Source organism: Desulfobaculum sp. SPO524, from assembly GCF_044987625.1.
Classification (GTDB): domain Bacteria; phylum Desulfobacterota; class Desulfovibrionia; order Desulfovibrionales; family Desulfovibrionaceae; genus Desulfobaculum.
The window spans coordinates 328515-350820 of record NZ_JBJDSB010000003.1 but is presented as its reverse complement, the minus strand read 5'-3'; the positions used below and the strand labels follow the sequence as shown (position 1 = coordinate 350820).

Annotated in this window: 22 protein-coding genes; 8 read left to right on the top strand and 14 right to left on the bottom strand. The window is 63.7% G+C overall.

Annotation, left to right across the window (positions count from 1 at the left end; all coding sequences use genetic code 11):
• Positions 1–3: 3 nt before the first annotated feature.
• The 5 genes from ACI3L3_RS12865 to ACI3L3_RS12845 form a co-directional block, all read right to left on the bottom strand.
• Positions 4–846 carry a hypothetical protein gene (locus tag ACI3L3_RS12865; RefSeq protein ID WP_404845533.1) on the bottom strand — a complete coding sequence of 281 codons (843 nt, stop codon included), beginning with the start codon at positions 844–846 and terminating at the stop codon, positions 4–6.
• 199 nt (positions 847–1045) lie between these two features.
• On the bottom strand, positions 1046–2233 hold the full coding sequence (locus ACI3L3_RS12860; protein WP_404845532.1) for an S-layer homology domain-containing protein: 1188 nt from the start codon (positions 2231–2233) through the stop codon (positions 1046–1048).
• A gap of 36 nt (positions 2234–2269) precedes the next feature.
• Entirely contained in the window at positions 2270–3202 is a 933-nt protein-coding gene (locus ACI3L3_RS12855) for a hypothetical protein (protein WP_404845531.1), read from the bottom strand.
• Positions 3203–3292: 90 nt separating this feature from the next.
• Entirely contained in the window at positions 3293–4201 is a 909-nt protein-coding gene (locus ACI3L3_RS12850; protein WP_404845530.1) for a tetratricopeptide repeat protein, read from the bottom strand.
• Positions 4198–5361 (bottom strand): N-acetylmuramoyl-L-alanine amidase, encoded by a 1164-nt coding sequence (locus ACI3L3_RS12845; protein ID WP_404845529.1) that lies wholly within the window; start codon positions 5359–5361, stop codon positions 4198–4200. Before ACI3L3_RS12845 ends, ACI3L3_RS12850 begins: the two co-directional genes overlap by 4 nt.
• A 355-nt stretch (positions 5362–5716) precedes the next feature.
• Between ACI3L3_RS12845 and sixA the strand changes: the two genes are divergently transcribed.
• Entirely contained in the window at positions 5717–6223 is a 507-nt protein-coding gene (gene sixA, locus ACI3L3_RS12840; protein WP_404845528.1) for a phosphohistidine phosphatase SixA, read from the top strand.
• A gap of 156 nt (positions 6224–6379) precedes the next feature.
• Here the strand turns inward: sixA and miaA are convergent, their stop codons facing one another.
• The 4 genes from miaA to ACI3L3_RS12820 are packed head-to-tail and all read right to left on the bottom strand — an operon-like array spanning position 6380 to position 10022.
• On the bottom strand, positions 6380–7291 hold the full coding sequence (gene miaA, locus ACI3L3_RS12835; RefSeq protein WP_404845527.1) for a tRNA (adenosine(37)-N6)-dimethylallyltransferase MiaA: 912 nt from the start codon (positions 7289–7291) through the stop codon (positions 6380–6382).
• Between the two features lie 17 nt (positions 7292–7308).
• On the bottom strand, positions 7309–7863 hold the full coding sequence (gene coaD / locus ACI3L3_RS12830; protein ID WP_404845526.1) for a pantetheine-phosphate adenylyltransferase: 555 nt from the start codon (positions 7861–7863) through the stop codon (positions 7309–7311).
• Positions 7848–8411 (bottom strand): 16S rRNA (guanine(966)-N(2))-methyltransferase RsmD, encoded by a 564-nt coding sequence (gene rsmD / locus ACI3L3_RS12825; RefSeq protein ID WP_404845525.1) that lies wholly within the window; start codon positions 8409–8411, stop codon positions 7848–7850. The genes coaD and rsmD overlap by 16 nt, the downstream gene beginning before the upstream one ends.
• A 3-nt stretch (positions 8412–8414) precedes the next feature.
• Positions 8415–10022 (bottom strand): MBL fold metallo-hydrolase RNA specificity domain-containing protein, encoded by a 1608-nt coding sequence (locus tag ACI3L3_RS12820; protein WP_404845524.1) that lies wholly within the window; start codon positions 10020–10022, stop codon positions 8415–8417.
• A gap of 155 nt (positions 10023–10177) precedes the next feature.
• Between ACI3L3_RS12820 and ACI3L3_RS12815 the strand changes: the two genes are divergently transcribed.
• From ACI3L3_RS12815 to ACI3L3_RS12795, 5 genes are all read left to right on the top strand, one after another.
• The gene (locus ACI3L3_RS12815; protein WP_404845523.1) at positions 10178–10852 is read left to right on the top strand and encodes a TIGR00730 family Rossman fold protein; all 675 of its coding nucleotides are present in this window, start codon (positions 10178–10180) and stop codon (positions 10850–10852) included.
• Positions 10853–11100: 248 nt separating this feature from the next.
• Positions 11101–11994 (top strand): DMT family transporter, encoded by an 894-nt coding sequence (locus ACI3L3_RS12810; RefSeq protein ID WP_404845522.1) that lies wholly within the window; start codon positions 11101–11103, stop codon positions 11992–11994.
• Between the two features lie 189 nt (positions 11995–12183).
• Positions 12184–13254: a glycosyltransferase gene (locus ACI3L3_RS12805; protein ID WP_404845521.1), complete on the top strand. Its 1071-nt coding sequence runs from the start codon at positions 12184–12186 to the stop codon at positions 13252–13254.
• Complete coding sequence (locus ACI3L3_RS12800; protein WP_404845520.1) at positions 13251–14339, top strand: glycosyltransferase family 9 protein; 1089 nt, start codon at positions 13251–13253, stop codon at positions 14337–14339. The genes ACI3L3_RS12805 and ACI3L3_RS12800 overlap by 4 nt, the downstream gene beginning before the upstream one ends.
• A gap of 3 nt (positions 14340–14342) precedes the next feature.
• Entirely contained in the window at positions 14343–15416 is a 1074-nt protein-coding gene (locus ACI3L3_RS12795) for a glycosyltransferase family 4 protein (protein WP_404845519.1), read from the top strand.
• A gap of 85 nt (positions 15417–15501) precedes the next feature.
• Here the strand turns inward: ACI3L3_RS12795 and ACI3L3_RS12790 are convergent, their stop codons facing one another.
• The 5 genes from ACI3L3_RS12790 to pgl all read right to left on the bottom strand — a co-directional run bounded on the left by ACI3L3_RS12790 (position 15502) and on the right by pgl (position 20059).
• The gene (locus tag ACI3L3_RS12790; RefSeq protein ID WP_404845518.1) at positions 15502–16494 is read right to left on the bottom strand and encodes a glycosyltransferase family 4 protein; all 993 of its coding nucleotides are present in this window, start codon (positions 16492–16494) and stop codon (positions 15502–15504) included.
• Between the two features lie 14 nt (positions 16495–16508).
• The gene (locus ACI3L3_RS12785; RefSeq protein ID WP_404845517.1) at positions 16509–16754 is read right to left on the bottom strand and encodes a hypothetical protein; all 246 of its coding nucleotides are present in this window, start codon (positions 16752–16754) and stop codon (positions 16509–16511) included.
• Positions 16755–16756: 2 nt separating this feature from the next.
• Positions 16757–18301 (bottom strand): 2,3-bisphosphoglycerate-independent phosphoglycerate mutase, encoded by a 1545-nt coding sequence (gene gpmI / locus ACI3L3_RS12780; RefSeq protein WP_404845516.1) that lies wholly within the window; start codon positions 18299–18301, stop codon positions 16757–16759.
• A 105-nt stretch (positions 18302–18406) separates the two neighbouring features.
• Positions 18407–18790, bottom strand: coding sequence for a ribosome silencing factor (rsfS, locus tag ACI3L3_RS12775; protein WP_404845515.1), 384 nt, complete (start codon positions 18788–18790; stop codon positions 18407–18409).
• A gap of 462 nt (positions 18791–19252) precedes the next feature.
• Positions 19253–20059 carry a 6-phosphogluconolactonase gene (gene pgl, locus ACI3L3_RS12770; protein ID WP_404845514.1) on the bottom strand — a complete coding sequence of 269 codons (807 nt, stop codon included), beginning with the start codon at positions 20057–20059 and terminating at the stop codon, positions 19253–19255.
• A gap of 268 nt (positions 20060–20327) precedes the next feature.
• Here pgl and ACI3L3_RS12765 point away from each other — a divergent pair, with 268 nt between their 5' ends.
• Entirely contained in the window at positions 20328–21623 is a 1296-nt protein-coding gene (locus ACI3L3_RS12765; RefSeq protein ID WP_404845513.1) for a phenylacetate--CoA ligase family protein, read from the top strand.
• 147 nt (positions 21624–21770) lie between these two features.
• On the top strand, positions 21771–22202 hold the full coding sequence (locus ACI3L3_RS12760) for an ACT domain-containing protein (RefSeq protein ID WP_404845512.1): 432 nt from the start codon (positions 21771–21773) through the stop codon (positions 22200–22202).
• The last annotated feature ends 104 nt before the right edge of the window (positions 22203–22306 follow it).

The following is a 22306-nucleotide window of genomic DNA, read 5'->3' as shown; positions in this document are numbered from 1 at the left end:
AGATTAAGGCAAGGTGTCAAAGCTATAGGAAAGCCCACGGGGAGGGAGATATTCGTCGAGACGTGCCTTCAGCGCCTCGCGGTCGAGTGTAGCCACGCGCCATGTGGCGGCAATGCCGTCTGGCAGCATATGCACTTCGGTGAGGTCGGCGGATTCCAGCGCCTTGTCCCACGAGCGAAGCTCCGCATCAAAGGCCTTGGCGCCGTCAGGGGCGTACCAGCCCTGAATGATGAGCGACAGGGACGAGACCAGCCCGGCGTCGGCACCGGGACGGGTAAAGAAATGGCCCCACAGGCGGTCCCACATGAGGGCCAGGTCCTTGTCGGCTTCAATCCAGAATTCGTCGTCCTGGCTCAGGCGGCCGGTCCACACGCCTTCAGCGTCGCGGCTGATTTGCAAAAGCGGAGACGCCCCACTGCGCACGCGAACGCCGGTAAAGCGCTGCAAGCGGCCAAGGTCGTCCCACGCATCGGATGCGCCATCCGTCAGGTGAATGTCAAAGGCCTGCGGCGTTGCGACGGTGTAGAACACGCCAAGGCGCTTGAGTTCCTTTTTCAGGGCGGGGCGGTTGACCGTCACGTCAAGGCGCAGGGTCTTCATGGTGCCCTGCTCGTCCTCGGTGACATCAAGGCCGCGTTCGGAGTAGCTGAGCACGTAGTCCCATGCCTTATCCAAAAGCCGCTGGCGGAGCATATTCACACGCTCCTCGTCCAGCTCGCCGGGCAGGAGCGACAGGGCATCCTGCACCACAGCGCGGCCAAGACCGACCTGCAACGCGCCGGAACGGCTGGTGATGACGGCGTCCTCCGCATCTGGCCGCCACGCGACGCTGACCTCGCCAGCCATGGCGGGGCCACTCCACATAGCGGCCGCGAACAGGGCCGCACACAACAGGATTCCAAGTAAAGTGCGATGATACTTCATGACCGATGTCGATTACACCCTTTCGTGTTGAATGAAAAGCGGCGCGGCAGCGGAAGGTTCCGTATGCCGCGCCGTATGGTTTTTGTGAAAGACTCGCCCCGCACTGCGGGGCCAAAAAGCGCTATTCAAAGAGCCGCAGTTCATGCCGCAGGCGCTGCACCGCGCCAAGGGCCTCCACGCCGGACAGCCGCCCGAGGGGACGGAACGCGCCGGTGCGGATATCGGCCTGCATCACGCCGCGCGTGGTGCACAGCATAATGGCGTTAAAGGCCGAATGGTCGCCGCGTACATCCGGGAAATGGCTCTCCTGCCCGATGTATCGGGTGGCAAGGGCCTTGTCGCCCGTGGCGCGTACGATAATGTCCTCAAACACCATGGCCGCCTCGGCGCGGGTCACCGCCGCCTGCGGGCGGAAGGTGCGGTCCGGATACAGATCCAGCCCCTTCACGCCGTAATGGAGCACCTTTTCGATGTCCGCGCGCAGGGGGTGGCCGTCGATGTCGCGCACTGCGGCCTCAACGTCAAGGGCCACGGCGGCGCGGCTCTGGTCCGGCGTCTGAAAGGACTTGTCCATAACGCTCTGCGTACGGGAGTAGAAGCGCTTCACGCGAAGCTCCTCCACCAGCAGCGCGGCAAGGTCGGCGCGGGTGATGGTCCGCAGCAGGGCAATGCGCTTGCCCACCACGGTGCCGGGCGCGGCGCGGTTGGCCGCCTGCACCACTTCCCAGCGGGCGCGGGCGCGCTCCTCGTAGCCGTGCTTCATCTCCAGCACGCGGTGGAACATCACCTCGGCGGCGCGCAGTTCCAGCGCGTCCACATACGCCTCGCCCGTCCAGTAGTACAGAGCGGCATTCTCCGGGGCGATTTCCGAGGCGTCGGCGAACACGTCGTCCACGCCTTCGATAAAGTCGTCCCGGTCCATCCGGCCTGCGGCGTAGAGCGCGGCGCGGGAGCGGATGTCCAAAATGTACGGCCACAGCTGGACCGCAACGGGCATGTCGTCGTCCACTTCGTCGTAGGCGTCGTCGATGGAGTCTTCGGCGGCGTCCTCGTCGCCGGACAGCGCGGCAAGGTAGCCCATCCCGGCGAGGGCGGGCGGATATTCGCCGTCAATCTGCAGCGCCAGCTCAAACTGCACGGTGGCGCCGGTGATGTCGCCCTCGTCCAGCAGTTCAATGCCGTTGTTGAAATGGTGCAAAGGGCTGTCCCACATGCCCGAGGGCGTGCGCGCGTCCTTGCCGCCGCAACCGGCCAGCGCAAGGGCGGCAACCGCCAGAAGACAGGCCAAAACGCCTTGATATTTCGTCATAATGATTCCCCGGTATATTCGGTGAGCAGTAGCGGTTTAGTCGAGAACGAGCACCACGTGGCACTGGGCAAGGTACTTCCACTCGCTGTTGGTGGCGCGGATATCCTCGGCCGCGGCATTGGCGATGACCACATCGGTCCCGGCCTTGCCGGACACGCGAAGCGCCTTCACCACGCGCGGATTATCCCCCGCACGGCGGGCCACGGCGCCGCCTTCCGGCTCCTTGGCGTACCCGGCCATGCCCTGCTTGATGGCGTAGCCGCGCTTGACGGCGGCAGTGCCGTAAACCTCGCGCCCGTCCTCGTCCAAAATGCGGGGGCTCATGGCCGGACGCAGGCCCAGCCCGCGCGCATCCACCACCAGCCCGGTGACGGGGCGCGCGTCCGCTGCGGCCTTGGCCTCGGCCATGGGGTCACCCCCGGCTGTGGCATTCTCCGCTTGGGCCGCCTCTGCGGGCGCCTGCGGCTCAGCCACGGCGGGCGCGGGGCGCTGAATGTTGAACTCCGACGCCTTGGGCAGAATAACGTCCGCCACACCGCCACGCAGCCGCAGCCCCACGGTCACCTCCACGGAGCCGTCGGACATATAGGCCGTGTCCAAAATTTGGGAATTCTGCAAATAGCCGCGCAGATGCGCCACCACAACGTCGCTGGCGACCATGAAGTTCTCCACCGTGGTGGTGGAGTCAATCTGCACGCCCTTAAGGAGTTCCAGCAGATTGCGCCGCGCAATGACCGTAGCCGCGCGCAGCGCCATGCCGCGCAGCTGCGCCTGATTCGCCCCGCTCTCCGGCGGCGCGCCAATACCCTTTGCCGTGATGAGGCCGGTCTGCCAATTCACGGAGCCTTGTTCCGCTTCCTGCACGTAGGGCGCGCCCTGCGTCGTCTGTGAGGTCTGCGCCATCGCCGCAGAAGCCACGAGACACACCACCAGCGCCGCCATCGTTAAGGCCCATGCCATCCGTCTCATACGATGCTCTCCTCGATTGCTGTGTCGCCCCGTAGGACCCTCTCCTGCGCGGCGCATGGTTCCAACAAAATAAATACCTTGCGGCCGGGTTCAGCGCAAGTGGTGCCGCGCCGCCCTGTTCTCCGGGTCCCATTCCAGCACCCGGCCCCACAATTTGCGCTCCTCAGCGGTGTTTCCCGCCTCCTGCGCGGCAATGGCGTCGCGCGTGAGCGTTGCCGCCATGCTGGTGCGCGCCTCCTCGGCGGCGCGTCCGCCAAGGCCGGCGGCGCGCGTCCACGCGGCCTCGGCCCCGGCCCGGTCGCCACGGTTCAGGCGCACCCAGCCAAGCTCCACAAGAGCCATGCCGTAGCGCGGACGCAGAGCAAGGGCGCGCTCAAATGCCAATTCCGCATTGGCGGCTAGCCCCAGCCCCCGATAGGCCACACCCAGCCGGTATTGCGCCTCCGGATCCCCGCCAAGGCGCATGGCCGCTTGCCCCGCCCGCGTGAAATAGCGCACCGCGCCGTCCCGGTCCCGCGCCGAGGCGTGCACCACGCCCAGAAAATACAGCGCGTCCGGATTTGCGGCGTCGCGCTCCAGCACCGCGCCAAATGCGCGCCGCGCCGCGCCGGGCCGCCCGGCCTCAAGGGCCAAAACGCCCCGCCATATCAACGCAAACAGATTCCCTTCATCCAGCGCCAGCACGCGGGTGAACATCCGCCCCGCCTCGGTAAAGCGTTTTTGCCGTGCGAGGGCCGCGCCAAGCTGGTTCATGGCAAACACGCTGTGCGGGTCCGCCTCCACTGCGCGGCGCAAATACTGCTCCGCCTCCTGTACATTGCCGTCATAGAGCGCCTGCGACCCGGCCAAAACCAGCGCGTCCACACCAGCTGGGGCTTCCGCCTCCGGCCCGGCCCACGCCGCATGCGCATACCACAGCGCGGCGAACAGCACCGCAAGCACGGCGACACCACGCCGCACACGGCGTAGCCTGTTCACCCCCGCGCCCTGCCGCGTCATCCCGCCACCTCCTGCGCGCTAAGGGCGACCACGGCCTCGGCCACGGCCACGCCAATGCGCCGCTGCATGGCGGCGTCCGCGAGCAGGCGCTCCTCATCGGGGTTGGAGACAAAGCCCGTCTCAAGCAGAACCGAGGGCATCCGCGCCTTGCGCAGCACATAAAAGTCCGCATGCTGGGCGCCCCGATCGGCAAAGGGCAAGCCATCGGCCAGCCGCGCCTGCATACGCTGGGCAACCTGCGCGCCCACGCGCCAATACCGCCGCCGTTCAAAGCGGAACACAATGCCCTCAAGGTCCAAAAACTGCTCCCTGCGCGGCACCGGACCATCAAAGCGCACCACGGCATTTTCATAATCCGCGAGGCGGCGCGCCTCGCGGCTGGAGGCCGTTTCGGAGCAAGAATAGGTCTCGATGCCGTGGGCCGCAGCGCGGGTGCTGGCGTTGCTGTGCAGGGAAAGAAAAAGGTCCGCGCCAAAGCGGTTGGCCGCGGCGGTGCGGGCAGAAAGGGGAAGATAGGTATCCGCGCTGCGGGTGAGGGCCACATGCAGATGCGGCGCCACGCGGCTGAGCTCCTGCGCGGCGTGGCGGGCGACGGCCAGATTGACGTCCTTTTCACGCAGACCGCCCGGCCCCACCGCGCCGGGGTCAAAGCCGCCGTGGCCGGGGTCCAGCACAACGCGCCGGATGCGGTATCCCGCGCCGCCCGGGGCGACATCGCCGTGCTCCGCCGCGTAGGCTTCGCGCTCCTCACGGGCGCGGCGTTCAAGGGGTGATTCCGAGCGCGGGGGCGCTGGCGGGGGTGCGTCAAGAGGCTGCTGGCCCAGCATGTCGAGCATCATGCGGGAATAGGCATCGTCCGGGCGCAGACCAAGAGCACGGCGAAATGCGCGCGCCGCAGGGGCGCGCCGCTCCCGCGCCCACTCGGCGCGGCCAAGGAGACCCCACAGCCATGCGTCGTCCGGATTCAGACGCACCGCCCGGGTCAACAGCTCCGCCGCGCGCCCTGCCTCGCCCGCATCCAGCGCCTGCTGCGCGGCAAGGCCAAGGTCCAGCGCCGGCCCGGCCGCCATGGCGCGCCACGGCGTCACCGCCGCGCCGCAGGCCACAACGCCAAGCATGTGCAAAAGCTGTCGTCGACCAAGCCGTGTGCCAAACACCATGCCCACTCCCTGTGCCGCCGCAGACGCGGCAGGCGTCAGTGGTTCCGGTGGGTTGCCAAATGTGCGCCCCGCTGACGAGGCACGCCCCTTTCTCAACCAGATGACGGCGCCACGCCGCACCTAGGCCGCTGAAAGCGGCATAAGCCGCCCACCTGCGACGACACGTGCAAAAACCGTGAAAAACGCCGCCAAACGCGCCGTGAAACATCCGCCTCATGCACAGGCGGTTGCCCGACTCCCTACCGTCTGATAATCATTGATGAAAACACGGTTGCGCCGGGAGCGCAACTTCCCCGTGCAATCATTTGGATACATGGAAGAAAACACCGGCGGCCCGCCCGCCGAGGAGGCCTGGATGCTTCTCTACCTCATGCAGCACGGCGCGAACCTGCCCAAAGAGGCCGCGCCCGACGAACCCCTCAGCCCCATCGGCGTGGAACAGGTGAGTAAAACCGCGCTGGTGGCCGCCGAACTCGGCATCGCCTTTGATACCATCCTCACCAGCCCCAAGCTCCGCGCCCGCGAAACGGCGGAGATTATGGCCCGCGCCACGGGCTTTCCCGAACAGAGCATCATGACCACGCCGGACGTCAAAGCCATGACGCCCGCCCACCAAACCGTGGAGCGCATTGACTCGCTGGTGGACGCGCATTCCGTGCTCATCGCCGGACACATGCCCAACCTCGCCAAGCTGGCCAGCCTGCTCATCACCGGCGACGACCGCCAGCGCGTAGCCGTGCAGAATTCCGGTCTCATCTGTATTGAGATACCCGGTCCCCGCGCCCGCCACGGCACGCTCATCTTTAGCCTGACGCCCAAGCACATCGCGCTGATGGCCAAAGGCGTGCGCCGCCGCATCTAGCGCCAATTTTCCCAGCGGTTGCGGCGGGGCACAAAAAAGTCCCGAAAAACTCACGCACAACATGTGCGCCGCACCGCCCCATTCCGCCCATACAAAAACGGCGTCGATCCCTCAGGACCGACGCCGTTTGTCATATCTTTCGCCGGGAGCATCCGGCTAGGCAAAAAACGCTTTGACGCGCTCTATCATCGCCTCGTGCCGTCCGGGGCGGAACCACTGGATGTCCTTGTCCGCGTTGAACCACGTCAACTGGCGTTTGGCATAGGCGCGGGTGTTCTTGCCCCACAGCGCCTTGGCGGCCTCAAGGTCAAGGTCGCCGCTCAGGTACGCGTGGAGTTCCGCGCAACCAATACCGGACCAGCCAGCGGCCTTGGGGTCCGCGTTGCGCTCCATGGCGCGGCGGGCCTCATCCAGCGCGCCCATCTCCAGCATCGCCTCAATGCGCGTGTACAGGCGCGGCGTCAGTTCCGTCAGGGAGACGCCAACGCCCAGCTTCAGCGCCACAAAATCGCGGGTGTCCGCCGTTTCCTTGTGCCACTGGGTCAACGGCTTGCCCGTAGCCTTGTAGACCTCAATCCCGCGCATGATGCGCTGGCGGTCGTTGGGATGCAGGCGCTCTGCCAGCGCGGCGTCCATTGCCGCAAGGTCACGGTGCAGGGCGTTGGGGCCGCGCTTTTCGCAGTCCTCCTGCACACTGGCGCGGATGTCGTCCGGTATGGGCGGCACCGGGGCAAGGGGCTGCAAGAGGGACCGCAGATACAGCCCCGTTCCGCCCACCATAATGGGCAGCTTGCCGCGCGAGTGCACCTCGGCAATGGTTTCAAGGGCCATGTCGGCATAGGCCGCCGCGCCCAACTTTTCGTGCGTCGGCAAAAAGCCGTACAGCAGATGCGGGCACGCGGCGCGCTCCTCTGGCGAGGGCTGGGCCGTGATGATGGGGAAGTCCTCGTACACCTGACGGGAGTCGAAGTTGATAACCTCGCCGTCAAGGGCCTGCGCCACGGCAATGGCGGCGCTAGTCTTGCCCGCGCCTGTTGGGCCGGGAATGCAAAGAAGCGGTGTGGGCATGGAATCCGAAGCTGTGGTTACAGAGTTGATGGTCCGTTCTCCTCGCGCGCCTTTTCGGCAAATTTCTTGTACACGCGGGGAACGATAAGGTTGGGGATAAGCCCCTGAATATTGCCGTCGAGGGACGCGGCCTGCCGGATGATGGACGAGCTGATGTACATCCACTTGTAGTCCGTCATCAGGAACACGGTCTGGATGCTGCGGGCAAGGCGGCGGTTCATGAGCGCCATCTGGAACTCGTACTCAAAGTCGCTCACCGCGCGCAGGCCGCGAAGGACCACGCTGGCGCCGCGCTTGAGCACATAGTTCACCAGCAAGCCGGAGAAGCTCTCCACCTCCACGCGCGGATTGTCGGCAAAGACCTCCTGCGCCATTTCCACGCGCTCCTCCAAGGTGAAGAGCGAGTTCTTGCCCGTATCCTGCGCCACGGCGACGACCACCTTGTCAAAGATGGTCAGCCCGCGCTTGACGAGGCTGACATGGCCGTTGGTGAGCGGGTCAAAGGTGCCGGGGTATACCGCGATAACTTCGCCCTTTTTCACGCCCTCTTCTTCCATCAGTTCTTCTTCCATACCACTATCCTTGTCTGTCCGTAGAGCCTGTCCGTCACGGTTTCCAGACGGGGGCTTACGGTGTCCGGGTCCAGTTCGAGGCCGCTTTCCACCTCGGCCAGCACAAAGGCGTCGTCTGCTATCCACCTGTTGCGCAGGGCCTTTTCCAGCGCGGGGACGAGCAAATCCTTGCCGTAGGGCGGGTCGATGAAGACGAGGTCAAACGGCGCATTCGGCGCAGTAGCCAGCACCTTGAACAGGTCCTTGGGCAGCACCTTGGCGCGCCCTGTGCCAAGGCCAAGGGTCTTGAGGTTGCCATTGATGCATGCGGCGGCCTTGCGGTTCATCTCCACAAGCATGGCAAACTCCGCCCCGCGCGAAAGCGCCTCCAGCGCCAGCGAGCCACTGCCCGCAAACAGGTCCAGAACCCGCAGGTCCTGCCAATCCACGCCCCGCGCTTCCAGCATGGAAAAGATGGCGCCCCGCACCTTACCCGTGGCGGGCCGGTACCCCGGCCCCTCCACGGAGCGGATGGAGCGCCCCTTGAATTCTCCGCTAATAATTCGCATTCGTTACACTTCCGAAATGAACTCCATGAGTTCCTTGTTGATGGCAAGCAGTCTGTCGCGCAGGTCCGTCTGGTCCACCCATGATTTCTCCTGAATGGTGTCCAGCCTGTCGCGCATGTCGCGCAGTTTGGATTCGGCGTCCGCGAACAGGTAGTCCCAGTTGATGCTGGGGTGCGCCCGCTCTTCGTCCACCTCCACCTCCAGCGGCAGGCCGGGCTTCATGGTGCAGGTTTCCAAATAGCCGGGAACGTGCACCGACAGCCCAAAGCGCTCCTCAATGAGCGACGCCAGCGTCTTCTGGGCGGAATTCTCGCCGTGTACGAGGAAGACCTTCATCTCCGGCGTGCGGAAATGCTCCAGCCACTCCAGAATTTGGCTCTGCCCCGCGTGGGCGGAAAAGCCGCCAATGGTAAAAACCTTCGCCTGCACGGCGATTTCCTCGCCGAGGATACGAATCTTTTCCGCGCCGTCAACGATTTTACGCCCCGGCGTTCCCTTGCCCTGAAAGCCGACGAACACAACACTCGCGCCCGGACGCCACAGATTGTGGCGCAGATGGTGCTTGATGCGCCCGGCGTTGCACATGCCGCTGGCGGAAATAACCACCGCCGGACCTTCGCTTTGGTTAATGGCCATAGACTGCGTGGTCTCCGGCGTCAGCTTCAAATTGGGAAGCGAAAGCGGGTCCTCCCCGGCATCGAGGATGGCGCGCGTGGCCTCGTCGTAATACTTTGGATATTTCTGGAAGACCTCCGTCGCGCGGATGGCCATGGGGCTGTCCACATACACGGGCATATCCGCCGGAAGCCTGCCGTCCTTCTCCAGCAGGTAGAGGGTATAGAGCACCTCCTGCGTGCGCTCTACGGCAAAGGCGGGGATGATGACCTTTTCGCCGTGCTTATAGCTCCACGCGATGGCCTCGGCCAATTCCTCGCGGCTTTGGCTGGAGTCCTTGTGGTTGCGGTCGCCGTAGGTGGACTCCAAAAACAGATAATGCGCGTCCTGAATGATGGTCGGGTCCTTGACCAAAAGCTGGTCCGGGCGGCCAAGGTCGCCGGAAAAGACAGCCTTAAACTCGCCGTCATCCTCTGTGACGCACAGCTCAATAAACGCAGAGCCAAGGATATGCCCCGCGTCCCTGTAGCGCACGGACAATTCGGGAAACGGCAAAAACGTTTCGTTGTATTCCACGGTCTTAATCAGAGACAGTGTCTTTTCCGCGTGAGCCATGGTATACAGAGGGTCTACGGTCTGAACGCCGCGCCGGGTGCGCTTGCGGCTTTTCCATTCGGCTTCCATCTGCTGAATGTGCGCGCTGTCGCGGAGCATAATCTCCAAAAGGTCACGGGTGGGCGGCGTGCAATAGATGGTGCCGGAGAAGCCGTCGCGAACCATGCGTGGCAGCAGGCCGGAGTGGTCAATATGCGCATGCGTGATGAGAAAAAACTCCACATCGCGCGGGGCATAGGGGGCGGTATTCAGGTTGCGCTTGTCGATTTCCTTGTTGCCCTGATGCATGCCGCAATCCACGGCAAAGCGGTGGCCGGCGGTCTCCATCATATGGCACGACCCCGTAACAGTCTGCGCGGCCCCGAGGAACTGAACCTTCATGCGTACTCCCGGCGTTGTCTCCGCCCAGCGGAGATTCATGGATGATTTCTAGTTTCAAAACGAAGGGAAACGATATATCCACATCTTTGAGCCATCATCATGAGTTACCCGACACACTCATGTCATGTAAAGAACGGTCATTTGAAGGAGTTAACGTGACTGACCAAAGACAATACCTCATTGACGAACTTTCCATGCGCGAATCATGGCGACTGTTCCGCATCATGGCCGAGGTCGTAGACGGCTTCGACACAATGAGCGATATCAAAAACGGCATCTCCATCTTCGGCTCGGCGCGCATTAAGCACGACGACCCGCTCTATCAAGATACCGTAGAACTCTCCGGAAAGCTCGCCAAACATGGCTACAGCATCATTTCCGGCGGCGGCCCCGGCCTGATGGAAGCCGCCAACAAGGGCGCAAAGGAAGCCGACGGCGAGTCCGTTGGCCTGCACATCCAACTGCCCATGGAGCAGGGAGCCAACCCCTACTGCACCACCCGCGTGGACTTCCGCTACTTCTTCGTGCGCAAGCTCATGTTCATCAAATACGCGTCGGCCTACATCGCCATGCCCGGCGGATTTGGCACGCTGGACGAGCTGTCCGAGGCCCTTGTTCTCATTCAGACCCAGCGCATCAAGCGCTTCCCCATCGTGCTGTACAAGTCCGATTACTGGAACGGCCTGCTGGATTGGTTCAAGGCGCGCCTTGTTGAGGGCGGCTTTGCCAAGGAACAGGACCTTGAACTCATGACCATATGCGACACGCCGGACGAGGTGGTGGACTTCATTACCTCTCACGTTGCCGTAAATGGCTCCAAGCCCGAATAGGGGACGCCCTTCCGCACACCCTCCCGCGTGGCGGTCCACACAGGGCCGCCGCGCGGAATTTTGCGCAGGGCTGAACCATTTCGGCCCCGCCTCGCTACAGCCACACGCAGGTCAGCCACGCACCGTCCAAACGCCCGCCCAAACGCCCATAGAGACGCCACCATGCCAACCGCCACCCTTTCTGCCCGCCAGCCTTCGCACCACGCCGCGCGCGAAGCGATGACGCCCCAGCGCCGGAGGGCCGCATCATGACCAATCAAGGCAAAGCCTACGCCTACGGCCTCATGACGGTGCTCTTGTGGAGCACGGTGGCCTCGGCATTCAAGCTGTCGCTGGCGCACATGGACCACCTGCAACTGCTGTTCTACTCCTGCATCTTTTCCACGCTGACGCTTTTTGGCGTGCTTGCCGCGCAAGGCGGCATCGGCAGGCTAATGGCTTTTTCCCGGCGGGAGTGGGCGATTTCGGCGGCGTTTGGCCTGCTGAATCCGTTTCTGTATTACGTCATCCTCTTCAAGGCCTACGACCTGCTCCCAGCGCAGGAGGCCCAGCCCCTCAACTATACGTGGGCGGTGACGCTGGCGCTCTTGTCCATTCCCCTGCTGGGCCAACGCCTGAGCATCAAGGACCTTGCCGCCATCCTTGTGAGCTATTCGGGCGTGGTGGTCATCAGCACCCGCGGCAAGCTGACGGACATGACCTTTTCCGACCCGCTTGGCGTGGCGCTGGCCCTTGGCAGCACCATCGTCTGGGCGCTGTATTGGATTTACAACACCCGCGACGGCCGCGACCCCGTGGCCGGACTGACGGCAAATTTCCTCTTTGGCACCGTGTATGTGACGGCGGCGACGCTGGCACTGAGCTCGCCCGTGGTGGGCGACGTGCGCGGCATTTTGGGCGCGGCCTATGTGGGCGTATTTGAAATGGGCATCACCTTCGTGCTGTGGCTGAGGGCGCTTAAGCTAACCTCCTCCGCGGCCAAGGTGGGCAATCTTATTTTCATTTCACCCTTTCTGTCGCTGGTACTCATCCACCTGCTGGTGGGCGAGGAAATCCGCTCGTCCACCATTGTTGGGCTGGTATTCATCATGGCGGGCATTGCCCTGCAACAGTACCGCCCGCGCCGGACGCAGGCGGCGTAGCACCACCCCAGCGCTGCGCGCAGACGGCGGAGCACGAATTGCGCCCCGCGCGGCGTTGTCCGCGTGCGTGGTTTCTGATACCACAGGCCGGGTCTGCGGGACGCCAGCATCGCGCCGCGCCCCGCCAGACGAACACAGGCCGCACCATCCGGCCATAAACGCCACAACGCAAACGGGTTTTATACTCGAATGAACATAGTCTTCGTCAACGCCACCCGCCGCTTCGGCGGCGTTAAGGCTTGGACTCTCGACCTCGCCGCCCAGCTTGAGGAAATGGGGCACAAAGCCGCCATTTTCTGCCGCCGTGGCGCGTTTCTGGACAAGGCCCAAAAGGCCGGGCTGGATGCGCACGCCATCAGCTTTGGCTTCGACTACAATCCGCTGACGGTCTACCGCTTCGTCCGCTACTTCACGCAGCACGCCGTGGATGTGGTGGTGGTAAACGTGGGCAAGGACCTGCGCACGGCGGGCGTTGCAGCGCGCCTGTGCGGCATCCCTGTCATCCACAGGGTCGGCCTGCCGCGCGATATGCGCGACACGCCAAAGGTCCGCAACACCCACCGCTTCATCACGCCGCGCATCCTTGTGCCATGTGAATACATCAAGGACGGACTGGTGGACGGCATGTCCTTTATCTCGGACAAGGACGTCGCCGTCATCCCCACAGGCAAAATTCCGGCCCCGGAATCCCCGGCCGTGGTGCGTACGCCGCGCCAGCTTGCCGTTACCAGCCAGCTGAACCCGGACAAGGGCCACGCAGAGCTTCTGCACGCCCTGAAGCTCCTCAAGGACCGGGGCTGTTCGTTCCACCTGCACATTGCCGGAACCGGCAGCGCGGAAAAGGAGCTACGCGCCCTCAGCGATTCCCTCGGCCTCACGGACGAAGTGACGTGGTACGGCTTTGTGGCGGACGTGCGGCAGGTGCTGCGCAAGGCGGACATCTTTGTGCTGCCCTCCTTCTCCGAAGGCCTGCCCAACACCCTGCTGGAAGCCATGTCGCAGGGCCTTGCCCCTGTCGCCCGCAACGTGGGCGGCATCAGCGAGGCGTGGCCCTCGGATATCCCGGCGCTGTCCTCCACGCTTATTGCCAAGGACAAAGGCCCCGACGCCTTTGCCGACGCGCTCCAGTCCCTTATCTCGCTGGATAACGAGGGACTGTTTGATCTGCGCGGCACAGTGTGGTCGTGGTTCAAGGCCAACCATTCTCTGGAACGCCGCTCGCGGCAGTTTGTTGAGATGGTGCGGGGGATGCTGCGATGACCGCCGTCCCCACCATTGACCTTGACGTGGACGCTGTGGAGAAAATTCTGGTCTGCCAACTGCGGCAGATTGGGGACGTGGTGCTCTCCACCCCGGCCATAAGCCTGCTGCGGCAAAAATTCCCCCACGCGGAAATCCACATGCTGACCATGAAGGTCAACGAAGCCGTCCTGCGCGGCAATCCGGACATCGACCGCCTATGGCTCATCGACAAAAAGGACCACAGCAAGCTGACCACACAGGTAGGGTTCTACCTTGAGGTCGCGCGGGAGCGGTTCGACATCATCGTAGATTTTCAGCAGCTTCCGCGCATCCGCAACGTGGTGGCCCTGTCGCGCTTCTTTGCCCCTCGCGGCAAAAAGCAGGTGCGCCTCAGCTACACGCCGCCGTGGTACAACCGCCTGTTTTACACGCACCACTGCCCCATGCTGAAGGGCTATGCCGCCATGGCCAAGGCCAGCGTGCTGCGCCCCCTCGGCATTGAATGGAACGGCGAGCGCCCGCGCGTACACCTGACCCGTGGCGAAATGGCATGGGCCAAGGCCACCCTGCGCGATGACTACGGCGTCACCTCGGATCACGTGCTCATTACCGTGGACCCCTCGCACCGCCGCGCCACCCGCCGCTGGTCCGCCGAGCAGTACGGCCGCTTGTGCAAGCTTGCCGCGCAGCAGGACAAGCGCCTGCGCTTTCTGCTCTTCTACGGTCCGGGCGAAAAGCCCGATGCCGAGGCCGTGGCCCGCGCCGCAGGCACGGACGCCGTCATCCTGCCGGAAGCCATGTTCACCATCCGCGAGATGGCCGCCCTCATTGCCAGCGCCACACTGCATATCGGCAACTGCTCCGCCCCCCGGCACATCGCCGTGGGAGTGGATACGCCGACGTTTGTGGTGCTTGGCTCCACAGGTGGCGCATGGACCTTCCCCGCGCCGGAGCATGAACACATCACCAAAGGCCTGTCCTGCCAGCCGTGCAACGAGAACACCTGCCCCCTCGGCACCACGGCCTGTCTGCACGACCTTGCACCGGAAACGGTGCTCCCGGAATTGATCAAGCGGGTGAATCGATACAGCGGAGACAACTAAACCGTGCGCTTCATCTTCATGACTTCGAGTTCGTCGCTGTCCGGCGGCACGCGTCAGGCTATGTACTTGGCGCAGGGCCTTATCGCCCGTGGGCACGAACTGACGTTCTTCGTCCCCCACAATGCCCAAATCACCGGGCTGGACAACCGCATCGGCTGGCGCAACCTGCCGGAAAAGCGCGCCCTGTGGCGCGACTTTGTGGAAGCCGCCCTGCCGCCGGAAGGCGAGCCCTGCATCGCCCACGCCTTCCACAACAAGGCCCAAAAGCACCTCACATGGTGGAGCCTCAAGTGGAAAAAGCGCGGCGTCATCTGTGTGGGCTACCGCGGCGTCATCTACCGCCCGAACAATCCCCTGCCCTACTGGTCGCCGGGTATGGACTGCTATGTGGTCAACTCCAAGGCCTGTGGCCGCGTGCTGCGCACCGTGGGCTGTCCCAAGCGCAAAATCGAGGTCATCTACAACGGTGTCCCCAACAAGCGCACCACGGCCACCATCTCCCCGCAGGAGATGCGCCAAAGCCTCGGCATCCCCGAGGACGCCCTTGTGCTGGGCACCGTGGCGGGCAACAAGCCCGTCAAGGGAATGGACTACCTGCTCAAGGCCTTCGCCCAGTCCGGCGTGGACGCCCACCTCGTGGCCGTTGGCGTGCTGGAAAAGCTGTGGAAGGACAAAAGCACGGCCCTTGGCCTCACTGGCCGCCTGCACATGCCCGGACGCGTGGAAAACGTAGCGGACTACCTGCAAATCTTCGACGCCTTCATCCTGCCGTCCCTGTCCGAAAGCCTGCCCAATGTGCTCATTGAGGCGTTCGGCTTTGGTCTGCCCATCGTGGCCTCCGCCGTGGGCGGCGTGCCGGAAATTGTGACGGACAACGGCCTGCTGGTGCCCCCGGCCAAGGTGGACCCGCTGGCCGGCGCCCTGCGCCGCATCTGCGAGGACCACACCGCCCGCAAACGCTGGGGCGAGGCCAGTCTGCGCCACGCCGCCGAGTATACGCTGGAAAAGAAAGTCGAGCGCAGCATTGAGGTCTATAACCGCCTGCTGACGCGGCGCGGCTACCCGGCCATCAGCTAACGCGCGCCCCCAAAAACACAAACCGGCCGCATCCACCAAAGTGGATGCGGCCGGTTTTCTTTCATGCGCCGCCGTGTATGCGGCGCTATAAATTATCCATGGCGTGCCATAACTCACGGGAAGCGATGGCGGTGTCAAAACGGCGCTGCACCTTTTCGCGGGCGCGCTGGGCCATCTCGCTACGCAGGTCGTTTTCCCGCGCCAGCAGGCCCACAAACTCCGCAAAGTCGTCGGGCGTCTGGGCCAGGAAGCCGTCGCGTCCATGGGTGATAACATCGCGGTTAAAGCCCACGTCCGACGCCACGGGCACCACGCCGCAGGCCATGTACTGCATAAGCCGCACAGGACACTTGCCGCGCGTGTATTCGCTGTTCGGCATGGGCATCAAGCCAATATCCATGCTCTGCAAGAGTTCCACCTCGCGCTCCTCGCTCCACGGCGCAAAGTCGCCGTCGAACTCCTCCGGCGGCACGTACTCCTCGCCGGAAACCACCAGCACGCGCACCAGCGGCGCGGCGGGCGTCAAATCCGTAAACAGATCCGGCAGGGTGTACTGATTGCGTGTGGTGCCCATCCAGCCCACAACCGGGCGGCCTCGGCGCTTGCGCTGCGCCGGGGGCACGTAGACGGACGTATCCACCGGGGTGGGCAGCATCAGGCATGAGGACGACACACCTTCCACCGTTTCGGCAAGAAAGGGCGTCCCCGCGATAACCAGCTGAGCCGCGGCGCAGGTTTTCAAGAGCCGCCTCAGGCGCCGGTCGGCCTGCTTGGGCGCAATGTCACCCTGCGAGGGGTGCGCTGTCCACAAGGCTTCATCAAGGTCCACCACAAGGCGCTGACAGCGCGAACGCAATACGCGCAGCTCCATGGACGAAGGCAGCATCCGGTGCAGGACAATAGTCCGCACCCGAGGCAAACGCGCGCAAAACGCCAAGCGCTTGAGCGCGGCATCCGGGCACTGGAGCCACTGAATATCACCGCCGCGGGCCTTTGCTTCCTCAATAAAGGGAAAGAGCCGCAGCCGAACACTGGGATGTGTTGCCCCGCACGGGGTCAAACACAGGACATTTGGCATGGTCCGCCCCGCCGCTAAAGGAAGTCCGGGTTGATTCCCGCACGGCCCATATGGGTCATAATCTTCACGAACCGCTGCGTGCGCTCATCCACAGGAAGGATGGGGAAGCGCTGGCCGCAGGCCTCGCACCGCACCCGTCCGGCCTGCACAGGCGCAACAAGAGGGACATCGTGATCGCAAAAGGGGCAGGGGTAGAAATATATCAGCTCCACGCCGCGCGGGCGTACAGGCTCAAGCGGTTTTTTGTTCCGCTCATCCATTGTTATGCTTCCTCCACCAGATTCTCACCCGTCATGGCCTCCGGCACATCCGCGCCCCACAGGGACAGGATGGTGGGCGCAAGATCGCCCAGCTTGCCCGGACGCAGGCGCGTGCCGGATGCGCTCTCTTCAATGAGGACGAGGGGAACCTGATTCGTGCTGTGTGCTGTATGCGGGCCGCCGGCTGCGTCGAGCATCTGCTCGGCATTGCCGTGGTCCGCCGTCAAAAGAATCCGTCCGCCGCGCTCAAGAACGGCGGGAACAACGCGCGCCACGCATTCGTCCACCACGGAAACGGCCTTGCACGCCGCCGGAATAATTCCGGTGTGCCCCACCATGTCCAAATTGGCAAAGTTCAGCACCGCAAAGTCATAGCCCTTGTCCTTCCACAACTCCACAAAGGCGTCGGTCACCTCGCGGGCGCTCATTTCGGGCTTTTCGTCGTAGGTTGCCACCTCGCGCGGGGACGGCACCAGCTTGCGGTCCTCCCCGTCAAAGGGCTCCTCGCGCCCGCCGTTGAAGAAATACGTCACGTGGGCGTACTTCTCCGTCTCCGCAATGCGCAGTTGCTTCAGCCCCATGCGCGATACCACCTCGCCAAGGCCGTCGGCTATGCCCTCGGGGGCAAAGGCCACAGGCAGCGGAAAAGCGGACTCGTACATGGTCATGGTGGTCAGCGCCGCCAGCTTGGGCCGACGCTCCCGCGCAAACTCCGCAAAGTCGTCGTCAAACAGCGTGCGCACAATCTGGCGCGCGCGGTCGGCGCGGAAGTTAAAGAAGAACACGCCGTCACCATCCTCAAGGCGGGCAACGGGCGAACCGTTGCCATCCATGACGATGAGGGGCTTTATGAACTCGTCGTACTCTCCGGCCTCGTAGGCTTCGCGTACGGCAATGACGGGGTCGGCGACCATTTTGCCTTTGGCACGAGTCAGCGCGTCGTAGGCAAGGGCGTTGCGCTCCCAGCGCTTGTCACGGTCCATGGCGTAATAGCGGCCCGTCACCGTGGCAATGCGGCCATGGCCGATGCGGTCCATCTCCGCCTGCAACGCGGCAAGGTAGCCCGCGCCGCTATCCGGCGCAGTGTCGCGGCCGTCCATAAAACAGTGCACCACAGCATCCACCCCGGCCTCCTTGGCCACGGCCAAGAGGGCAAACAGGTGGTTGATGTGGCTATGCACGCCGCCATCGGACAACAGCCCCATCAAATGCAGACGCCCGCCGGACGCCTTGATGGCATCCAGCAAGTCCACAATGGCAGGACGTGTGGCAAGGGAACCGTCCTCCACGGCAATGTCGATGCGCGTCATGTCCTGATAGACAACGCGGCCCGCACCGATATTCATATGGCCGACCTCGGAGTTGCCCATGAACCCGTCCGGCAATCCCACCGCGCGCCCGGAACAGTCGAGGACCGTTGCCGGATAGGCGTCCTTGAGGCTGTCGATGTACGGCGTTCCGGCCAAACACACGGCGTTGCCGTCCGTCGCGGGGGCAATGCCCCAGCCGTCGAGGATGAGAAGCAGAGTAGGTTTCGGTTCAGACATGGTTCCTCCTTGGGGTCGGCCACCATATTCCCGTGGTGGGAGCGGGGTGTCGCACGCGCCCGCGGCGGGCGCGGTGGCGCAGCGGCTCATCAGCCGCAGGGGACGCTAGGCGTCAGCTTCCGGCAGGTCCAGCTCGACCTTTTCGGCTTCGGCCCACAGGCCTTCCAGATTGTAGAAGCCGCGGGTGTCATCCTGAAAAATGTGAACCAGCACGTCGTTGAGGTCCACAAGAATCCAGCCGCCGGTCTTGTAGCCTTCCATACCGAGGTACTCCACGCCTTCCTCGCCGCTGCGGTCAAGGACATGGTCGGCAAGGGCCTGGGCGTGCTTCACGCTGCCGGCGGTCACCACCACCAGTCCTTCGGTGATGCTGCACAGTCCGGCAACATCAAGGGCCACGACGTCGCGTCCCTTCTTTTCGTCAAGCCACACAGCCACGCGCTTCATGGTCTCAACGGTTCCAAGGGTCGTGTTCTCGGAATTCTGCATAATTGGGAAAAGCTCCTTTTGGTGTCGTCGCCAAGGGGCCAAAGTAGGCCTCCGGCCCCGGTCAACGCGGAAATATCTCTGGCCGTCCGGCGGGCGGACGGCGGGATGCACACATGTTCTGGACGCGGCAAGACGCCACGCACCACCCGGACAGGATACCCTCCCTGTGGCGCATGTCCAGTCGCGGTCACGCGCGTGTGCGCGTACGCCGCGCGACATCACATAAAGCATTTCCCACTTGCCCGCAATGATAGCCAAATGCGCAAAAGCCGCCCCTGCGCTGGGCCAGCAGCCTCAACACAGCAAACGGGAGAAAAATCCCCCACCATTTCAGGCAGATAGGCATCAACCCACCCCCTTCGTCGCCCCCCCCTTGCCGAACACGGCACGCACCGCCCGCGCGAATTTTCTTCGCCGCGCGGCCACAGTCGGGCTTTTTCTGCCCTGTTCATGCCCGCGCGCCTATGGGAGCGCGCCCTCCCCGGCCCCGCCGTCCACCTCGGCCAGCAGCCACAGCAGGTCGCCGCCGGAAACCACCTGCGCCGCGGGGTAGCGCCGCGCGGCCTCGGCAGGCTGGGTGACCATCTCCTTCACGATGGCGGCCTTGTGCGGCCCTGTGGCGAGGAAGACCACCATCCGCGCCGCAGCGCACAGCGGCAGGGTCACGGTCACCCGCTGCGACACAGCCGCGCCCGGCGGAGCAAGCGCCGGAACCACCAGCCGCGCCCGCTCATCAAGAGCTGTGCTGTAGGGAAAGAGTGATGCGGTGTGGCCGTCGTCGCCCATGCCAAGCAGGACCACATCCAGCACCGGAACACCCTGCGTTGCGTCAAGGCCGCGCTCCTGCGCCACGCCGCGCAAGGCTGCATCGTACTGCGCGGCGGCTTCTGCGGCGTCGCCACTCTCGCCAGCTATGCGCAACACGTTGTCGGCGGGGATGGGCACGCGGGACAACAGCGTCTGGTGCGCCATATGGGCGTTGCTGGCGGGGTCGTCCGGCGGCACCATACGTTCATCACCATACAGAACAAGAATATCCGCCCACGGCATGTCCGCCTCCTGCGCAAGGAGTTCATAGGTGCGGCGCGGGGTGGACCCACCGGCCAACATCAGGGCGGCAACACCGCGCTGCGCCACTGCGGCGCGGCAGGCCTCGGCAATGCGCCGCGCGGCCTCGCGCGCCATGGCCTCACGCGTTGCAAAAACCAGCACCTGCGCTCCGGGGACGGCGTAGTCATCGGGCTGTGTATATACCGGGTGCATCGTCATGCTGTACGTCCATCCTGTCTGTTGAAGGTCTGCGGGCATTTACATGCGGGGAGGTTTCGTCCCGTTTTCCTGCCACAACATGCTTCTGCGGGCGCAAAAAGGGTTGACGCGCTCCATGCGGATTGGGCAAGGTTGCCGATACTTCAACGCACTGTGGGAAATGCGAAGTCCCGCAGTTGCGCGCCGCGGCGCTGTGCACCAGTGCAGTACCCGCCCCTGCTTTTTCATACACCATAAACGGTACATGTACTCGAGAGGAGACCAGGCAATGATCTATGATGTCGAAACTGAAACCATGCCAAGAGAAGAGCTGGAGACACTCCAACTCAAGCGGCTGCAGAACCTTGTGGAACGTGTGTACGCCAACGTTCCGTTTTACCGCAAGCGCCTTGATGAAAAAGGCGTCAAACCCGCCGACATTCGCAGCCTAGCCGACATCCAGTACCTTCCGTTTACCGAAAAGCAGGATCTTCGCAACAACTACCCCTTTGGCCTTTTTGCCGTCCCGCGCGAGAACGTGGTGCGCATCCATTCCTCCAGCGGCACCACCGGCAAGGCCACGGTTGTGGGCTACACCAAGCGCGACGTAAAAAACTGGGCCACGCTGATGGCTCGCTCGTTCATGGCGGCTGGCGCAAGCTCTGCGGATATTGTCCACAACGCCTACGGCTACGGCCTGTTCACGGGCGGCCTTGGCGTGCACTACGGCGCGGAGGAGCTGGGCGCGACCATCGTTCCCGTCTCCGGCGGCGGCACGCGGCGTCAGGTGCAACTGCTGCGCGACTTTGGCCCCACGGTTATCTGTAGCACGCCGTCCTACATGCAGTATCTTATTGAGGCATCGAATGATGCGGGCATGGACATACGCGAACTGCCCCTGCGCGTTGGCATCTTCGGCGCGGAACCGTGGACGGAGGAAATGCGGCGCGACCTTGAGGCGCGCCTTGGCATCACTGCCATAGACATTTACGGCCTGTCCGAGATCATGGGTCCGGGCGTGGCGTGCGAGTGCCGCGCCGCCCAGAACGGCCTGCACCTGGCCGAGGACCACTTCCTGCCCGAAATCATCGACCCCAAAACCGGCGAGACCCTGCCCCCCGGCTCCGTTGGCGAACTGGTCATCACCACGCTGACCAAGGAAGCCCTGCCCCTCTTGCGCTACCGCACGCGCGACCTCACCAAGCTGGACTACGTGCCCTGCAAGTGTGGCCGCACCCTCGTGCGCATGCACCGCATCATGGGCCGCAGCGACGATATGCTCATCATCCGCGGCGTGAACGTGTTCCCCTCGCAGATCGAAAGCATCATTCTGGAGACCGAAGGCACCGCCCCGCACTACCAGATCATCGTTGGCCGTCACGGTTCGCTGGATACGCTGGAAATTCAGGTGGAAGTGGACGAGAAGTTCCTCAGCGACGAAATCCGGGGTCTGCAGGCTCTGGAACGCAAAATTCAGAAAAGCATCAAGGAATTCCTCGGCGTTACCGCCAAGGTTAAACTGGTGGAGCCAAAGACCATCCAGCGCTCCGAGGGCAAGGCCAAGCGCATCATTGACCAGCGCTAGCACAGCCCGGCGCGGCGGGCCAAAAGATGCTCAGCCGCGCCCCACATGGCTTGCCATAAGAACCAGTTATCGCGTACAAGACAGAAATCGTTGTTTCTACATGAAGCGGCGACGGCAAACGAAAGCTGAAACGGGAGACACCATACAATGAAAGCCGAACAGATTTCCATCTTTCTGGAGAACAGAGCAGGCCGCTTGGCCGAAGTCACGCGCGTGCTAAGCGAAAACTCGGTGAACATCCGGGCGCTGTCTCTGGCCGACACCTCGGACTTCGGCATCCTGCGCCTCATCGTTGACGACTTTGACAGGGCCAAGGCCGTGCTCAAGGACAACGGCTTTACCGTGGGCCGCACCACCGTTGTGGCGGCCGAAGTGACGGATCAGCCCGGCGGCCTGCATGCCATCCTCGACATGCTCTCCGCTGAGGGCGTTAACGTGGAATACATGTACGCCTTCGTCCAGCAGTCCGGCGAGGACGCCACCATGATCTTCCGTTTCGACCGCACAGACAAGGCCATCGAGACCTTGCAGCGCAACAACGTAAAGATCATCCCCGGCGCTGAGCTGTACAAGATGTAGCCTCCGGCGGATTTCGGACGACAAAGCATACTGCATATACAAGGGCGGCCTCCTTACGGAAGCCGCCCTTTTTGTTCTGGCTATAGGCCGGGCGCCGTAACGCG

What these genes read in the sequence shown, in the direction of transcription:
- ACI3L3_RS12865 (WP_404845533.1), bottom strand. Translation starts at nt 846, where the DNA reads ATGGCTGGCGAGGTCAGCGTCGCGTGGCGGCCAGATGCGGAGGACGCC.
- ACI3L3_RS12860 (WP_404845532.1), bottom strand. Translation starts at nt 2,233, where the DNA reads ATGACGAAATATCAAGGCGTTTTGGCCTGTCTTCTGGCGGTTGCCGCC.
- ACI3L3_RS12855 (WP_404845531.1), bottom strand. Translation starts at nt 3,202, where the DNA reads ATGAGACGGATGGCATGGGCCTTAACGATGGCGGCGCTGGTGGTGTGT.
- ACI3L3_RS12850 (WP_404845530.1), bottom strand. Translation starts at nt 4,201, where the DNA reads ATGACGCGGCAGGGCGCGGGGGTGAACAGGCTACGCCGTGTGCGGCGT.
- ACI3L3_RS12845 (WP_404845529.1), bottom strand. Translation starts at nt 5,361, where the DNA reads ATGGTGTTTGGCACACGGCTTGGTCGACGACAGCTTTTGCACATGCTT.
- sixA (WP_404845528.1), top strand. Translation starts at nt 5,717, where the DNA reads ATGCTTCTCTACCTCATGCAGCACGGCGCGAACCTGCCCAAAGAGGCC.
- miaA (WP_404845527.1), bottom strand. Translation starts at nt 7,291, where the DNA reads ATGCCCACACCGCTTCTTTGCATTCCCGGCCCAACAGGCGCGGGCAAG.
- coaD (WP_404845526.1), bottom strand. Translation starts at nt 7,863, where the DNA reads ATGGAAGAAGAACTGATGGAAGAAGAGGGCGTGAAAAAGGGCGAAGTT.
- rsmD (WP_404845525.1), bottom strand. Translation starts at nt 8,411, where the DNA reads ATGCGAATTATTAGCGGAGAATTCAAGGGGCGCTCCATCCGCTCCGTG.
- ACI3L3_RS12820 (WP_404845524.1), bottom strand. Translation starts at nt 10,022, where the DNA reads ATGAAGGTTCAGTTCCTCGGGGCCGCGCAGACTGTTACGGGGTCGTGC.
- ACI3L3_RS12810 (WP_404845522.1), top strand. Translation starts at nt 11,101, where the DNA reads ATGACCAATCAAGGCAAAGCCTACGCCTACGGCCTCATGACGGTGCTC.
- ACI3L3_RS12805 (WP_404845521.1), top strand. Translation starts at nt 12,184, where the DNA reads ATGAACATAGTCTTCGTCAACGCCACCCGCCGCTTCGGCGGCGTTAAG.
- ACI3L3_RS12800 (WP_404845520.1), top strand. Translation starts at nt 13,251, where the DNA reads ATGACCGCCGTCCCCACCATTGACCTTGACGTGGACGCTGTGGAGAAA.
- ACI3L3_RS12790 (WP_404845518.1), bottom strand. Translation starts at nt 16,494, where the DNA reads ATGCCAAATGTCCTGTGTTTGACCCCGTGCGGGGCAACACATCCCAGT.
- ACI3L3_RS12785 (WP_404845517.1), bottom strand. Translation starts at nt 16,754, where the DNA reads ATGGATGAGCGGAACAAAAAACCGCTTGAGCCTGTACGCCCGCGCGGC.
- gpmI (WP_404845516.1), bottom strand. Translation starts at nt 18,301, where the DNA reads ATGTCTGAACCGAAACCTACTCTGCTTCTCATCCTCGACGGCTGGGGC.
- rsfS (WP_404845515.1), bottom strand. Translation starts at nt 18,790, where the DNA reads ATGCAGAATTCCGAGAACACGACCCTTGGAACCGTTGAGACCATGAAG.
- pgl (WP_404845514.1), bottom strand. Translation starts at nt 20,059, where the DNA reads ATGACGATGCACCCGGTATATACACAGCCCGATGACTACGCCGTCCCC.
- ACI3L3_RS12765 (WP_404845513.1), top strand. Translation starts at nt 20,328, where the DNA reads ATGATCTATGATGTCGAAACTGAAACCATGCCAAGAGAAGAGCTGGAG.
- ACI3L3_RS12760 (WP_404845512.1), top strand. Translation starts at nt 21,771, where the DNA reads ATGAAAGCCGAACAGATTTCCATCTTTCTGGAGAACAGAGCAGGCCGC.